The organism is Simplicispira sp. (assembly GCF_028687295.1).
GTDB lineage: Bacteria > Pseudomonadota > Gammaproteobacteria > Burkholderiales > Burkholderiaceae_C > Simplicispira > Simplicispira metamorpha.
In genome coordinates this window covers 1-12,865 of record NZ_JAQUAL010000090.1, presented here as the reverse complement: position 1 = coordinate 12,865, position 12,865 = coordinate 1, and the positions used below count along the sequence as shown (strand labels likewise).

Sequence of the window (12,865 nt, the reverse complement as noted above, 5' to 3'; positions counted from 1 at the left end):
ACGTGGACCATGGCAAGACGACGCTGACAGCGGCCATCGCTACAGTGCTGTCCGCCAAGTTCGGCGGCGAAGCCAAGGCTTACGACCAGATCGACGCAGCGCCCGAAGAAAAGGCCCGCGGTATCACAATCAACACCGCCCACGTGGAATACGAAACCGCTGGTCGCCACTACGCCCACGTGGACTGCCCCGGCCACGCCGACTATGTGAAGAACATGATCACTGGCGCTGCCCAGATGGACGGCGCTATTCTGGTGTGCTCGGCCGCTGACGGCCCCATGCCCCAGACCCGTGAGCACATCCTGCTGGCTCGCCAGGTGGGCGTTCCCTACATCATCGTGTTCCTGAACAAGTGCGACATGGTGGACGACGAAGAGCTGCTTGAGCTGGTCGAAATGGAAGTGCGCGAACTCCTCGACAAGTACAACTTCCCTGGCGACGACACCCCGATCATCCGTGGTTCCGCCAAGCTCGCCCTCGAAGGCGACAAGGGCAAGCTGGGCGAAGAAGCCATCATGAAGCTGGCCGAAGCCCTGGACACCTACATCCCCACGCCTGAGCGCGCTGTGGACGGTGCCTTCCTGATGCCCGTGGAAGACGTGTTCTCCATCTCTGGCCGTGGCACGGTGGTGACTGGCCGTATCGAGCGCGGCATCATCAAGGTCGGCGAAGAAATCGAAATCGTCGGTATCAAAGACACCGTCAAGACCACCTGCACCGGCGTGGAAATGTTCCGCAAGCTGCTGGACCAAGGTCAGGCTGGCGACAACGTCGGTCTGCTGTTGCGCGGTACCAAGCGCGAAGACGTCGAGCGTGGCCAAGTGCTGTGCAAGCCCGGCTCGATCAAGCCCCACACCCACTTCACGGCTGAGGTGTATGTGCTGAGCAAGGACGAAGGCGGCCGCCACACTCCTTTCTTCAACAACTACCGTCCCCAGTTCTACTTCCGTACCACCGACGTCACTGGCGCTATCGAGCTGCCTGCCGACAAGGAAATGGTCATGCCGGGCGACAACGTGTCGATCACCGTCAAGTTGATCAACCCCATCGCCATGGAAGAAGGCCTGCGCTTTGCTATCCGTGAAGGTGGCCGTACCGTGGGCGCCGGCGTGGTTGCCAAGATCCTCGCCTAATCGCTGACCAAGGAAACTGCCATGTCCAAGCAAAAAATTCGCATCCGCCTGAAGGCTTTCGATTACAAGCTGATCGACCAGTCCGCTGCTGAAATCGTTGACACTGCCAAGCGCACCGGCGCCATCGTCAAGGGCCCCGTGCCGCTGCCGACGCGCATGAAGCGTTTTGACATTCTGCGTTCGCCCCACGTCAACAAGACCAGCCGCGATCAGCTCGAAATCCGTACGCACCAGCGCCTGATGGACATCGTGGATCCCACGGACAAAACCGTGGACGCCCTGATGAAGCTCGACCTGCCAGCCGGCGTGGACGTCGAAATCAAGCTGCAGTAAGCACCTTTTCTTCGGCGCAGCACGCGCCGAAAAAGTAAAGCCATAGCGCGAACTTGCTTGTAAAAGCTGTTCGCGCTATACTTTGCGGCTTCGCCTGTTTTGTGTGTGCAAGTCATATGCAAACAGGCGAAGTTTTATCAACCGTCTTTCATGCACGAGAGTGCAACGCCGGGGCCAATTGAAGTCGCGGCGGTGGAAGTTTTGGAGAAACAAATGAGTCTGAGCAACTCCCTGGGGTTGCTGGGCCGCAAGGTGGGCATGATGCGTCTGTTCACTGATGATGGGGACGCAGTGCCCGTCACAGTGGTGGATGTGTCCAACAACCGCGTGACCCAGATCAAAACCCAAGAGAACGATGGCTATGTGGCCTTGCAGGTCACTTTCGGTTCGCGCAAAGCTTCGCGCGTGACCAAGCCAGAAGCCGGCCACCTTGCCAAGGCAGGTGTGGAAGCCGGTGAAATCATCCAGGAATTCCGCGTCACTGCTGATACTGCTGGCAAGTACGCCGCTGGTGCCACGGTTCCCGTGACCGATGTGTTTTCCGTGGGCCAAAAAGTGGACGTGCAAGGCACTTCCATCGGTAAGGGCTACGCCGGTACGATCAAGCGCCACAACATGGCCTCGCAGCGCGCGTCGCACGGTAACAGCCGTTCGCACAATGTGCCCGGCTCCATCGGTATGGCACAAGACCCCGGTCGCGTGTTCCCCGGCAAGCGCATGACAGGCCACCTTGGCGACGTCACCAAGACCACGCAAAACCTCGATGTCATCCGCATCGACGAAGCGCGTCAACTGCTCTTGATCAAGGGCGCAATCCCCGGTTCCAAGGGTGGGTTCGTGAGCGTGCGTCCCGCCATCAAGGCCAAAGCCGCCAAAGGAGCGAACTAATGCAGCTCGAACTCCTGAATGACCAAGGCCAAGGCGCATCCAAGCTGGATGTTCCTGAAACCGTATTCGGTCGTGAATACAACGAAGATCTGGTTCACCAGATCGTGGTCGCTTACCGCGCCAACGGTCGCCAAGGCACCCGTGCCCAGAAAGACCGCCAACAAGTCCGTCACTCGACCAAAAAGCCTTTCAAGCAAAAGGGTACGGGTAACGCTCGCGCTGGTATGACGTCTTCGCCTCTGTGGCGTGGGGGCGGTCGGATTTTCCCGAACATGCCTGACGAAAACTTCACCCAGAAGATCAACAAGAAGATGTACCGCGCTGGTATGGCTTCGATCTTCTCGCAGCTGGCCCGTGAAGGTCGTCTGGCTGTGGTGGATTCGCTCAAACTCGAATCGCCCAAGACCAAGGTGCTGGCCGACAAGTTCAAGGCCATGAACCTGCAATCCGTCATGGTGATTGCCGAAGAAGTGGACGAGAACCTGTACCTGGCTTCCCGCAATCTGGTGAACGTGCTCGTCGTTGAGCCCCGTTACGCTGATCCCGTGTCGCTGGTGCATTACAAGAAGGTCATCGTCACCAAGGGCGCGATCGACAAGCTCAAGGAGATGTTCGCATGAATAGCCCCAAGTTTGACGAAGGTCGTCTGATGCAGGTGCTGGTCGCTCCCATCGTGTCCGAAAAGGCCACCATGGTTGCTGAAAAGTCCAATGCTGTGACGTTCAAGGTGCTGCAGACCGCCACCAAGACTGAAATCAAGGCCGCTGTGGAATTGATGTTCAAGGTCGAGGTCAAGGGCGTGTCTGTGGTGAACACCAAAGGCAAGACCAAGCGTTTTGGCAAGACCATGGGCCGCCGCGACAACGTTCGCAAGGCCTATGTGACGCTCAAGCCCGGTCAAGAGCTGAACCTGTCCGGGGAGGCCGCGTAATCATGGCTGTCATCAAGATGAAACCCACTTCGCCCGGCCAACGTGCTGTGGTGAAGGTTACCCGTGACCACCTGTACAAGGGCGATGGTTACGCCCCGCTGCTGGAACCCCAGTTCCAGAAAGCTGGCCGTAACAACAATGGTCACATCACTACCCGCCACAAGGGCGGTGGCCACAAGCACCACTACCGTGTGGTGGACTTCAAGCGCAACAAAGACGGCATTGCCGCCAAGGTCGAGCGCATTGAATACGACCCCAACCGTACGGCCCACATCGCTCTGGTGTGCTATGCCGACGGTGAGCGTCGTTACATCATCGCTCCCCGTGGCCTGGAAGTCGGCAGCACGCTGATGTCCGGTTCCGAAGCGCCGATCCGTGCTGGCAACACGTTGCCTATCCGCAACATCCCCGTCGGTTCGACCATTCACTGCATCGAGCTCAAGCCCGGTGCTGGTGCGCAAATTGCCCGTTCGGCAGGTGCTTCGGCTACGCTGCTGGCCCGCGAAAGCACGTATGCCCAAGTGCGTATGCGCTCGGGCGAAGTGCGCCGCATCCACATCGAATGCCGCGCCACCATTGGTGAAGTTGCCAACGAAGAGCACAGCCTGCGCCAACTGGGCAAGGCCGGTGTCAAGCGCTGGATGGGTATTCGCCCGACAGTGCGCGGCGTGGCCATGAACCCGGTGGATCACCCCCATGGTGGTGGTGAAGGTCGTACTGGTGAAGGCCGTCATGCCGTCGATCCTTGGGGCAATCTGACCAAGGGTTATCGCACCCGCAACAACAAGCGCACACAAGGCATGATTGTGTCGCGTCGCAAGAAGTAAGGGGTAGCAAATGACTCGCTCTCTCAAAAAGGGTCCGTTTGTTGACCATCACTTGCTGGCCAAGGTTGAAAAAGCCATCGCCACCAAGGACAAGAAGCCAGTGAAAACCTGGTCGCGTCGCTCTATGGTTCTGCCCGATTTCATCGGTCTGACCATCGCCGTTCACAACGGCAAGCAGCACGTGCCGGTGTATGTCACCGATCAGATGGTGGGCCACAAACTGGGCGAATTCGCCCTGACGCGCACCTTCAAGGGTCACCCCGCGGACAAAAAAGTCCAGAAGAAATAAGGAACGACCATGTCTGAAACACGTGCAGTCCTCCGGGGCGTCCGTCTGTCGGTCGATAAGGGCCGTCTGGTCGCTGACCTGATCCGCGGCAAGAAGGTTGACCAAGCCTTGAACATCTTGAGCTTCACGCAGAAAAAAGCTGCGGGCATCGTCAAGAAGGTTCTGGAGTCGGCCATTGCCAACGCCGAACACAACGATGGCGCTGACATCGACGAATTGAAGGTCAAGACCATCTACGTCGAACAAGGCACCACGCTCAAGCGCTTCACCGCGCGCGCCAAAGGCCGCGGCAATCGCATCAGCAAGCCCACGTGCCATGTGTACGTGACGGTTGGCAACTGAGGCCAAGGAAGACTATGGGACAGAAAATCCATCCTACCGGCTTCCGCCTGGCGGTCAGCCGTAACTGGGCAAGCCGCTGGTACGCCAGCAACCGTGACTTCGCTGGCATGCTGGCCGAAGACATCAAGGTGCGCGAGTACCTCAAGGCCAAGCTGAAGAATGCGTCGGTTTCGCGCATCCTGATCGAGCGCCCCGCCAAGAATGCCCGCATCACCATTTACTCGGCACGTCCGGGCGTGGTAATCGGCAAGAAGGGCGAAGACATCGAGAACCTGAAGAAGGAACTCGCTGTGCGCCTGGGCGTGCCAGTGGCAGTGAACATCGAAGAAGTGCGCAAGCCTGAAATCGATGCCAAGCTGATCGCTGACTCGATCACCCAGCAGCTCGAAAAGCGCATCATGTTCCGCCGTGCCATGAAGCGTGCCATGCAAAACGCCATGCGTCTGGGTGCCCTGGGCATCAAGATCATGTCGTCCGGCCGCTTGAACGGTATCGAAATCGCCCGCTGTGAGTGGTACCGCGAAGGTCGCGTGCCACTTCACACGCTGCGCGCTGATATCGACTATGGCACCTCTGAAGCCAAGACCACTTACGGCGTGATCGGCGTGAAGGTCTGGGTTTACAAGGGTGACACCTTGGGTCGCAACGATCTGCCCGCTGTGGAAACACCGCGTCCAGACGAAGAGCGCCGTCCCCGTGGCCCCCGCCGTGATGGCCGCCCTGGTGGCGACCGCGCTGGTGCTGGCCGTGGTGGTCCACGCCGCCCCGCAGGTGCCAACGCTGCGCCTGCCGATGGCAGCGACAAACCCGCCGGCGCTGGTGCCGATGCCGTTAAGCGCGTTCGTAAAGCAGACGCGCCCGCTACAGCAGCGGACGGAAAAGGAGAATAAAAGATGCTGCAACCTGCTCGCCGCAAGTTCCGCAAGGAACAAAAAGGCCGCAACACTGGCGTCGCTACCCGGGGCAACTCGGTGGCGTTCGGTGATTTCGGTCTGAAGTGCACCGACCGTGGCCGTCTGACGGCCCGTCAGCTGGAGGCTGCACGCCGTGCAATCTCCCGCCACGTCAAGCGTGGTGGTCGTATCTGGATCCGCGTGTTTCCGGACAAGCCCATTTCTACCAAGCCTGCCGAAGTGCGTATGGGTAACGGTAAGGGCAATCCTGAGTACTACGTGGCCGAAATCCAGCCTGGCAAGATCGTGTTTGAGATCGTCGGTGTGCCCGAAGAACTCGCCCGCGAAGCCTTCCGTCTGGCCGCTGCCAAGCTGCCCCTGCGCACGACGTTTGTCTCGCGCATGGTGGGTCAGTGATTTCAGGAGAAACTGATATGAATACTGCTGAACTGCGCCAAAAAGACGTCGCTGGCATCAAGGAAGAAATCAAGGCTTTGCAAAAAGCCCATTTCGGTCTGCGCATGCAAAAGGCTACGCAACAACTGAACAACACGGGCACGCTGCGCACTACGCGCCGTGACATCGCCCGGGCCAAGACCATTCTTGCTGAAAAGCAAGCCGCCAAGTAAGGAGCCCACATGACGGAAGCTAAAAAATCCCTCAAGCGCACCTTGATTGGCAAGGTGGTCAGCGACAAGCGTGAAAAAACCGTGACCGTGCTGGTCGAGCGCCGTGTGACCCACGAGCTCTACGGCAAGATCGTTGGCAAGTCGAGCAAGTACCACGCGCACGACGAAAACAACGAATTCCACACGGGTGACGTGATTGAAATCACCGAGAGCCGTCCGCTCTCCAAGACCAAGAACTGGGTGGCTACCCGCTTGGTAACAAAGGCCGCATTGGTGTAACGCCTTCACGGCGCTGCGCTGCAAAGCCCCTGAAAACGACCCACAATGTGGGTCGTTTTTCTTTTTTGGAGACCTGCATGATCAACATTGGCGACACCCTTCCGGCTACCACCTTGGTGGAGTTTATGGATACCGAGGGCAACGGCTGTAGTCTCGGCCCCAACCCCGTGAACGTGGCCGAGGCTGCTGCGGGTAAGACCATTGCCCTGTTTGCCGTGCCGGGGGCGTTCACGCCCACCTGCTCGGCCCAGCATGTGCCCGGTTTTGTGGCCAAGGCCGACGAATTCAAGGCTGCAGGTGTCGATGAGATCTGGTGTGTGTCCGTGAACGACGCTTTTGTCATGGGCGCCTGGGCGCGTGACCAGAAAACCGTTGGCAAGGTGCGGATGCTGGCTGACGGCGATGCTGCTTTCACCAAGGCCACCGGCCTGACGCTGGACCTGACAGGCAAGGGCCTGGGCCTGCGCAGCAACCGCTACTCCATGCTGGTCAAGGATGGCAAAGTGGTGCAGCTCAATGTGGAAGGGCCAGGCCAGTTTACGGTCAGTGATGCCGACACCTTGTTGGCCCAGGCGCGCGCCTGATATTTGCTATAAAAAACAGAGCTGCCAGCGCTTGCTGCGCGGGCGTTGGCAGCCAAAATCGCTAAAAAATATCAGCTTTGAGGTAGTGCGCGCCTGCAATCGGGTTGTGGTAGTAGGGCGGAATCTCCTCAAACCCCAAATCAGCGTAAAGGGCACGCGCGGACTCCATGTCGTCCAGCGTGTCCAGCAAGACGCAGGCGTAGCCCGCCTGCCGTGCCAAGTCCAGGGTGGCTTCGGCCAATTGTCGGCCCAGGCCAAAACCGCGAAATGCTTTGCGCACGTACAAGCGCTTCATTTCGCTGGCATTGGGGTAATCGGCGTTGTCAAAAGGGCGCAAGGCACAGCAGCCCGCTATGGCCCCATCGACCCGGGCCACCAGCAGGGCACCACGCGGCGCCACATACGGATGGGGCAGAGCGTCCAGTTCGGCCAGAAAACCCTGAAAGTGCAGATCAATCTCCAGACTGTCTGCGTACTCCTGGAACAGCGCGCGCACGGTGTCCAGGTCTTCAGGGGTGACGGGGTTTGACAGGGTTACGGAAGGGGTGTCCACGGCACTCAGGGCTCAGCTAACGGAAAGCCCAGTGTAGCGGGGCACGGCCTGTGGCCACCAGCGCGTTCACCCGAGGTCAGCCCCCCAGCCCGACCAGCCACCAGACGACACCACCGCACAGTGCCAGAACCAGCAGGGCCAGCAGGCGCGAGGCCGCATCATCGCGGGAGGGGGCCACCGGCGTGGGCAGTACCTTGTCGCCCACCACCATGGCGCGCACCATGCTCTTTTGGCGCTTGACCAGCACATACAGCACGATGGCCAGCAGGTGCAGTGCCACCAGGCCCAAGACCAGATATTGGCCTATGTCTTTGTGCAGCCCTGTGGCCTGGCTGACCCAGTCGTTGGAGACGAAGCGCGTCAGTGGGCCGGCAAATGCGATTTCGTCGTCACTGAACAGACCGGTGCCCACTTGCAGGGCGACGGCCCCCAGCAGGCCAAACACCGATAGCGCCCCCAGCGGGTTGTGGCCCACCGCATCTTCGGGGTGCTCCTGGCCGCGCAGGTAGCGCAGCAGGCGCGCTGGTGAATACAAAAACGCCACAAAACGCGACCAGCGCCCGCCCACCAGGCCCCACACCAGCCGGAACAGCAGCAGTGCCAGCACCGCATAGCCAAAGCGGAAATGCCAGACCATGGCGTTGCCCCCCAGCTTGGCGCTGACCACCAGCGCCACGATGGACGCAGCCAAAGACCAGTGAAAAATGCGGGTGGGCAGATCCCAGACGCGAACGGTGTGATTCATAGATGCAAAAAGCGCTGTAGGGCGCCGTGTCAAAAAGAGGCAGCAGTGTGGCAGCTGCGGTGGTGCCGGGCTGTGTGTACAAGAGTGAAAAACTCCGGCTTTACACGCCGCTTGCACACACAGCAGCCATACTGCGACCCGGCATTTTTTGCTTTTGTTCCACTGCTTTCACCAAGGAGAATCCCCATGAAAACCATTGCTTTGTTGGCCCTGGCTGCAGCCGCTGCCACCGTGTCGGTGCCCGCTGCGGCCCAGTTTGCCAAGGCCGAAGACGCCATTGAATACCGCCAAGCCAGCTTTTTTGTGCTGGGCCAGCATTTTGGTCGCATCGGTGCCATGGCCAACGGCAAAGTGCCTTTTGACGCCAAAGCCGCACAAGAAAACGCAGACATCGTTGCCAGCATGGCACGGCTGCCCTGGGCCGCCTTTGGCCCTGGCACCGACAAGGGCGCGCCCACCAAGGCCAAACCCGAAATCTGGACAGAACAGGCCAAATACAAAGAGCACGCCACCAAGCTGGAGACCGAATCCGTCAAGCTGGCCGCTGCCGCCAAGACGGGCAATCTGGACAACCTCAAGGCCGCATTTGGCGAGGCTGCCAAAACCTGCAAGGCCTGCCACGACGCCTACCGCAACAAGTAAGCTGCCACAGCGCTTTTTGCTCTTGATGTGATAGCTACTTGCGCCCGCTGGACGGACGTTTGAGGCGTTTTTTATATCAAACCGAGGCGTGCAGGCATCTGGTATGCCTGCACTGCCATCAGGTTTCGGCCAGCAGCTTTTCGATCAGGCGGTGCAGCTCATCGAACTGCGGTGCGCCGATGTAGCTTTTCACGATCTCGCCGCGCTTGTTGACGATGTAGGTGGTGGGCGTCAGGCGCACATCACCCCAGGCGCGGGCCACGGTGCCCGTGTTGTCGATGGCCACCTTGAACGGCAGCTTGCGGGTTTGCGCAAAGTTGACTACGTAGCTGGGCGGGTCGTAGCTCATGGCCACGGCCACGGTGTCAAAACCCTGGGCCTGGTACTTCTGGTGGGTGGCGACCAGCTCTGGCATTTCGGCCACACAGGTGGTGCAGCTGGTGGCCCAGAAATTCACCAGCGTGACGCGGCCACGCATGTTGGCCGTGGTGTGGTGGGTGCCGTCGAGCAGCACAAACGTCGATTCCGGCGCTGGCGATTTGCCCGCCCCCCAGGCCACCCAGGCACCTACACCCACAAAAACGGCCAGTGCCAGTGCCATCGCGGCATGTTTGGTACGCATACAAAAACTTTCTCTGGATAAAAACATCCCAGCGCGCGATTGTGCTGGCACTGCACCCCGGGTGTGCCAAAGCCCCTGTGGCGCCAGGAACCTATTGCCATGCTGGGATAGCGCCTGTGGGCCAATAGTTCTGCGGCAGTTGCAACGCCGTCCATACGGTACCCACGGCAGCGGCGCAGCCATAATCCCACCCACACCGTGATTTTTCCCATGAGCACACGCATTCTGATCATTGCCCACGCCCCGCTGGCCCACGCCCTGCGCGAATGCGCCCTGCATGTGTTTGCCGACAGCGCCCACAGCGTGCTGGCCTTCGATGTGCCGCCCCAGGCTGCACCCGAGGACACTCTGGCCGATGTCCAGCGCCTGCTGGAGCCTGGCGGTGATGTCCCCACCCTGGTGCTGACCGACGTGCTCGGTGCCACGCCGTGCAACGTGGCCCAGCGCCTGGTGCAGGGCCGCCAGGCCAGCCTGGTGACTGGCATCAACCTGCCCATGCTGCTGCGCGCCGTCTGCTACCGCGCCGAGCCACTGGACGCCCTGGTACAGCGCGCCCTGGTCGGCGGCACCCAAGGTGTGATGCAGGTGCCGGTAAGCGCACCTGGCGCGTGCTCTTGAATGAGCCCCTTTGCAACCAGAACTCCAAGTTTTCCATGATCAAGACGACCGCGACCATCAGCAACAAACTGGGCCTGCACGCCCGCGCATCGGCCAAGCTCACCAAGCTGGCGGGCAGTTTTCCCTGCGAGGTCTGGATGAGCAAAGGCAGCCGCCGCATCAATGCCAAAAGCATCATGGGCGTGATGATGCTCGCCGCCGGCATCGGCTCACAGGTCGAGATAGAAACCGAAGGCGCCCAGGAGCAGGAAGCGATGGACGCCCTGCTTGCGCTGTTGGCCGACAAGTTTGGCGAGGGTGAATGAGCGCGCTGCAGGTGGCCGCCATTGCCCGTAGCCTGCGCAGGAGGTGCGGATGACGTTTTCCATTCCGGGCCTGGCCGTTGCGCGCGGCATCGCCATTGGCCGTGCCGTGCTGGTGGGCTCCAGCCGTGTCGATGTGGCGCATTACTTCATCGAGCCCGACCAGGTGCCCGCCGAGATCGAGCGCGTGCGACGGGGCCGCAACGCCGTGGCCGAAGAGCTGCAGCGGTTGCAAGACGACATGCCGCACGACGCCCCGCACGAGCTGGCGGCGCTGCTCGACGTACACCTCATGCTGCTGCAAGACGAGGCACTGACCAGCGGCGTCAAGCACTGGATCACCGAGCGCCTTTACAACGCAGAGTGGGCGCTGACAACGCAGCTGGAAGTGATTGCGCGCCAGTTTGATGAAATGGAAGACGCTTACCTGCGTGAGCGCAAGGCCGATCTGGAGCAGGTGGTCGAGCGCATCTTGCGCACCATGAAGGGCGTGGCCCACCCGGTGGCGCCGCCGCCGCCATCGCGGCGCAAGACCTCGCAGGATTTGCTGTTGGACGACACCATGGACGTGCCCCTGGTGCTGGTGGCCCACGACCTCTCGCCCGCCGACATGCTGCAATTCAAGAAAAGCGTGTTTGCCGGTTTTGTCACCGACGTGGGCGGCAAGACATCGCACACCGCCATCGTCGCGCGCAGCATGGACATCCCCGCCGTGGTGGGCGCCCGCGTGGCCAGCCAGCTGGTGCGCCAGGACGACTGGGTCATCATTGACGGCGATGCGGGCGTGATGATCGTCGATCCGTCGCCCATCATCCTGGCCGAATACGGCTTTCGCCAGCGCCAGATGGAGTTGGAGCGCGAGCGCCTGGCACGTCTGCGCCACACACCCTCCATTACCCTGGATGGCCAGCGCATTGAACTGCTGGCCAACATCGAGCAGCCCGCCGATGCCGCTGTGGCCGTGCGGGCCGGTGCAGTGGGCGTGGGTCTGTTTCGCACCGAATTCCTGTTCATGGGGCGCAACGGCAGCCTGCCCGACGAAGAGGAGCAGTACCAGGCTTACCGGGACGCGGTGGAGGGTATGCAGGGCCTGCCCGTGACCATCCGCACCATCGATATCGGCGCCGACAAGCCCCTTGACAAGACGCACAAAGACGACCACCTCAACCCCGCGCTGGGCCTGCGCGCCATCCGCTGGAGTCTGGCCGATCCGGCCATGTTCCGTGTCCAGTTGCGCGCCGTGCTGCGGGCGGCGGCCCACGGCCAGATCAACGTGCTGTTTCCCATGCTGGCCCATGCCAGCGAGATCCACCAAACCCTGGCGCAGGTGGCTCTGGCCCGTGCCGAGCTGGATGCGCGCCCCCAGGTGTATGGCGCCGTGCGCCTGGGCGCCATGGTCGAGGTGCCAGCAGCTGCATTGATGGTGAACACCTTCCTGCGGTACTTTGATTTCTTGTCCATCGGCACCAACGACCTGATCCAGTACACCCTGGCCATCGACCGCACCGACGAGGCGGTGTCGCACCTCTACGACCCGCTGCACCCGGCGGTGCTGCGCCTGGTGGCCGAGGTCATCGCAGCGTGCCGGGCGCAAGGCAAAAGCGTTTCGGTGTGCGGCGAGACGGCGGGCGATGTCACCATGACGCGCCTGCTGCTGGGCCTGGGCCTGCGCAGCTTTTCCATGCACCCGGCGCAAATCCTGGCCGTCAAGCAAGAGGTGCTGCGCGCGGACACGCGCAAGCTGGCATCCTGGGCCCAGCAGGTGCTGACCGCTGAAGACCCACCGGCCCTGCTGGGGGCTTGATATCGCTCTTTATTTGATAGCTTCAAGCGCCCATTGCACGGGCGATTGAAGCTATTTTGGTGGGTTTTTTCGGGCTGCCCGATTGCGTTGGCCGCTGGGGCAGTCACTTCCAGCACCCCGGCAAGGTGCCGGAGGCCGAAATTTCAGATCAAATCAGGCGCAAAGCCTTGCACAGTCAGCGCAAGCAGCTATCAATTTGGTAGTTAAACGCCCGCTGCGTGTGCCTGCTGGTCGGCGTGGTAGCTTGAGCGCACCATGGCGCCCACGGCGGCGTGGCTGAAGCCCATCTTGTAAGCCTCTTCCTCGAACATCTTGAAGGTGTCCGGGTGGACATAGCGGCGCACCGGCAGGTGGCTGTTGCTGGGCGCCAGGTACTGGCCGATGGTGAGCATGTCGATGCCGTGCGCGCGCATGTCGCGCATGACCTGCAAAATCTCCTCGTCCGTCTCGC

Annotated in this window: 20 protein-coding genes and 1 pseudogene; 17 read left to right on the top strand and 4 right to left on the bottom strand. The window is 60.9% G+C overall.

What is annotated here, in order from left to right:
- Positions 1-2 precede the first annotated feature (2 nt).
- The 13 genes from tuf to PHX69_RS10815 all read left to right on the top strand — a co-directional run bounded on the left by tuf (position 3) and on the right by PHX69_RS10815 (position 7,128).
- Positions 3-1,133, top strand: a complete 1,131-nt coding sequence (gene tuf / locus PHX69_RS10875; protein WP_288043706.1) for an elongation factor Tu — start codon at positions 3-5, stop codon at positions 1,131-1,133.
- Positions 1,134-1,154: 21 nt separating this feature from the next.
- On the top strand, positions 1,155-1,466 hold the full coding sequence (gene rpsJ / locus PHX69_RS10870) for a 30S ribosomal protein S10 (RefSeq protein ID WP_005796953.1): 312 nt from the start codon (positions 1,155-1,157) through the stop codon (positions 1,464-1,466).
- Positions 1,467-1,679: 213 nt separating this feature from the next.
- Positions 1,680-2,354, top strand: a complete 675-nt coding sequence (gene rplC / locus PHX69_RS10865) for a 50S ribosomal protein L3 (protein WP_119014685.1) — start codon at positions 1,680-1,682, stop codon at positions 2,352-2,354.
- Positions 2,354-2,974, top strand: a complete 621-nt coding sequence (rplD, locus tag PHX69_RS10860) for a 50S ribosomal protein L4 (RefSeq protein ID WP_119014684.1) — start codon at positions 2,354-2,356, stop codon at positions 2,972-2,974. The genes rplC and rplD overlap by 1 nt, the downstream gene beginning before the upstream one ends.
- The gene (gene rplW / locus PHX69_RS10855) at positions 2,971-3,285 is read left to right on the top strand and encodes a 50S ribosomal protein L23 (protein WP_119014683.1); all 315 of its coding nucleotides are present in this window, start codon (positions 2,971-2,973) and stop codon (positions 3,283-3,285) included. Before rplD ends, rplW begins: the two co-directional genes overlap by 4 nt.
- 2 nt (positions 3,286-3,287) lie before the next feature.
- A complete protein-coding gene (gene rplB / locus PHX69_RS10850; protein WP_119014682.1) occupies positions 3,288-4,112 on the top strand; it encodes a 50S ribosomal protein L2 in 825 nt (274 codons plus the stop codon).
- 10 nt (positions 4,113-4,122) lie between these two features.
- Positions 4,123-4,401, top strand: coding sequence for a 30S ribosomal protein S19 (gene rpsS / locus PHX69_RS10845; protein WP_047349368.1), 279 nt, complete (start codon positions 4,123-4,125; stop codon positions 4,399-4,401).
- A gap of 9 nt (positions 4,402-4,410) precedes the next feature.
- Positions 4,411-4,743 carry a 50S ribosomal protein L22 gene (gene rplV / locus PHX69_RS10840; protein ID WP_100412086.1) on the top strand — a complete coding sequence of 111 codons (333 nt, stop codon included), beginning with the start codon at positions 4,411-4,413 and terminating at the stop codon, positions 4,741-4,743.
- Between the two features lie 14 nt (positions 4,744-4,757).
- On the top strand, positions 4,758-5,633 hold the full coding sequence (rpsC, locus tag PHX69_RS10835) for a 30S ribosomal protein S3 (protein WP_119014681.1): 876 nt from the start codon (positions 4,758-4,760) through the stop codon (positions 5,631-5,633).
- A gap of 3 nt (positions 5,634-5,636) precedes the next feature.
- Positions 5,637-6,053, top strand: coding sequence for a 50S ribosomal protein L16 (gene rplP / locus PHX69_RS10830; RefSeq protein ID WP_119014680.1), 417 nt, complete (start codon positions 5,637-5,639; stop codon positions 6,051-6,053).
- A gap of 17 nt (positions 6,054-6,070) precedes the next feature.
- Complete coding sequence (rpmC, locus tag PHX69_RS10825; RefSeq protein WP_119014679.1) at positions 6,071-6,265, top strand: 50S ribosomal protein L29; 195 nt, start codon at positions 6,071-6,073, stop codon at positions 6,263-6,265.
- A gap of 9 nt (positions 6,266-6,274) precedes the next feature.
- Positions 6,275-6,544, top strand: coding sequence for a 30S ribosomal protein S17 (rpsQ, locus tag PHX69_RS10820; protein ID WP_119014678.1), 270 nt, complete (start codon positions 6,275-6,277; stop codon positions 6,542-6,544).
- 77 nt (positions 6,545-6,621) lie between these two features.
- Positions 6,622-7,128 (top strand): peroxiredoxin, encoded by a 507-nt coding sequence (locus PHX69_RS10815; RefSeq protein WP_119014677.1) that lies wholly within the window; start codon positions 6,622-6,624, stop codon positions 7,126-7,128.
- A gap of 61 nt (positions 7,129-7,189) precedes the next feature.
- On the opposite strand, the gene PHX69_RS10810 is transcribed toward PHX69_RS10815, so the two are convergent.
- Positions 7,190-7,681, bottom strand: a complete 492-nt coding sequence (locus tag PHX69_RS10810) for a GNAT family N-acetyltransferase (RefSeq protein WP_288043701.1) — start codon at positions 7,679-7,681, stop codon at positions 7,190-7,192.
- A 76-nt stretch (positions 7,682-7,757) separates the two neighbouring features.
- On the bottom strand, positions 7,758-8,426 hold the full coding sequence (locus PHX69_RS10805) for a cytochrome b/b6 domain-containing protein (protein ID WP_119014675.1): 669 nt from the start codon (positions 8,424-8,426) through the stop codon (positions 7,758-7,760).
- Between the two features lie 186 nt (positions 8,427-8,612).
- On the opposite strand from PHX69_RS10805, the gene PHX69_RS10800 reads away from it, so the two are divergent.
- On the top strand, positions 8,613-9,068 hold the full coding sequence (locus PHX69_RS10800; protein WP_119014674.1) for a c-type cytochrome: 456 nt from the start codon (positions 8,613-8,615) through the stop codon (positions 9,066-9,068).
- 118 nt (positions 9,069-9,186) lie between these two features.
- Here the strand turns inward: PHX69_RS10800 and PHX69_RS10795 are convergent, their stop codons facing one another.
- A complete protein-coding gene (locus PHX69_RS10795; RefSeq protein WP_119014673.1) occupies positions 9,187-9,690 on the bottom strand; it encodes a TlpA disulfide reductase family protein in 504 nt (167 codons plus the stop codon).
- A gap of 210 nt (positions 9,691-9,900) precedes the next feature.
- Between PHX69_RS10795 and PHX69_RS10790 the strand changes: the two genes are divergently transcribed.
- From PHX69_RS10790 to ptsP, 3 genes are read left to right on the top strand one after another with little or no spacing between them, the layout of a single operon-like run.
- On the top strand, positions 9,901-10,308 hold the full coding sequence (locus PHX69_RS10790) for a PTS sugar transporter subunit IIA (protein WP_288043700.1): 408 nt from the start codon (positions 9,901-9,903) through the stop codon (positions 10,306-10,308).
- A gap of 35 nt (positions 10,309-10,343) precedes the next feature.
- Positions 10,344-10,613, top strand: a complete 270-nt coding sequence (locus PHX69_RS10785) for an HPr family phosphocarrier protein (RefSeq protein WP_119014671.1) — start codon at positions 10,344-10,346, stop codon at positions 10,611-10,613.
- Positions 10,614-10,662: 49 nt separating this feature from the next.
- Positions 10,663-12,414, top strand: a complete 1,752-nt coding sequence (gene ptsP, locus PHX69_RS10780; protein WP_288043698.1) for a phosphoenolpyruvate--protein phosphotransferase — start codon at positions 10,663-10,665, stop codon at positions 12,412-12,414.
- Between the two features lie 203 nt (positions 12,415-12,617).
- Here the strand turns inward: ptsP and PHX69_RS10775 are convergent.
- Positions 12,618-12,865 (bottom strand): annotated as a pseudogene (locus tag PHX69_RS10775) (lipoyl synthase); the annotation flags it as partial.

Coding starts and splice junctions, on each gene's coding strand:
- rpsJ (WP_005796953.1), top strand. CDS start 1,155: ATGTCCAAGCAAAAAATTCGCATCCGCCTGAAGGCTTTCGATTACAAG.
- rplC (WP_119014685.1), top strand. CDS start 1,680: ATGAGTCTGAGCAACTCCCTGGGGTTGCTGGGCCGCAAGGTGGGCATG.
- rplD (WP_119014684.1), top strand. CDS start 2,354: ATGCAGCTCGAACTCCTGAATGACCAAGGCCAAGGCGCATCCAAGCTG.
- rplW (WP_119014683.1), top strand. CDS start 2,971: ATGAATAGCCCCAAGTTTGACGAAGGTCGTCTGATGCAGGTGCTGGTC.
- rplB (WP_119014682.1), top strand. CDS start 3,288: ATGGCTGTCATCAAGATGAAACCCACTTCGCCCGGCCAACGTGCTGTG.
- rpsS (WP_047349368.1), top strand. CDS start 4,123: ATGACTCGCTCTCTCAAAAAGGGTCCGTTTGTTGACCATCACTTGCTG.
- rplV (WP_100412086.1), top strand. CDS start 4,411: ATGTCTGAAACACGTGCAGTCCTCCGGGGCGTCCGTCTGTCGGTCGAT.
- rpsC (WP_119014681.1), top strand. CDS start 4,758: ATGGGACAGAAAATCCATCCTACCGGCTTCCGCCTGGCGGTCAGCCGT.
- rplP (WP_119014680.1), top strand. CDS start 5,637: ATGCTGCAACCTGCTCGCCGCAAGTTCCGCAAGGAACAAAAAGGCCGC.
- rpmC (WP_119014679.1), top strand. CDS start 6,071: ATGAATACTGCTGAACTGCGCCAAAAAGACGTCGCTGGCATCAAGGAA.
- rpsQ (WP_119014678.1), top strand. CDS start 6,275: ATGACGGAAGCTAAAAAATCCCTCAAGCGCACCTTGATTGGCAAGGTG.
- PHX69_RS10815 (WP_119014677.1), top strand. CDS start 6,622: ATGATCAACATTGGCGACACCCTTCCGGCTACCACCTTGGTGGAGTTT.
- PHX69_RS10805 (WP_119014675.1), bottom strand. CDS start 8,426: ATGAATCACACCGTTCGCGTCTGGGATCTGCCCACCCGCATTTTTCAC.
- PHX69_RS10800 (WP_119014674.1), top strand. CDS start 8,613: ATGAAAACCATTGCTTTGTTGGCCCTGGCTGCAGCCGCTGCCACCGTG.
- PHX69_RS10795 (WP_119014673.1), bottom strand. CDS start 9,690: ATGCGTACCAAACATGCCGCGATGGCACTGGCACTGGCCGTTTTTGTG.
- PHX69_RS10790 (WP_288043700.1), top strand. CDS start 9,901: ATGAGCACACGCATTCTGATCATTGCCCACGCCCCGCTGGCCCACGCC.
- PHX69_RS10785 (WP_119014671.1), top strand. CDS start 10,344: ATGATCAAGACGACCGCGACCATCAGCAACAAACTGGGCCTGCACGCC.
- ptsP (WP_288043698.1), top strand. CDS start 10,663: ATGACGTTTTCCATTCCGGGCCTGGCCGTTGCGCGCGGCATCGCCATT.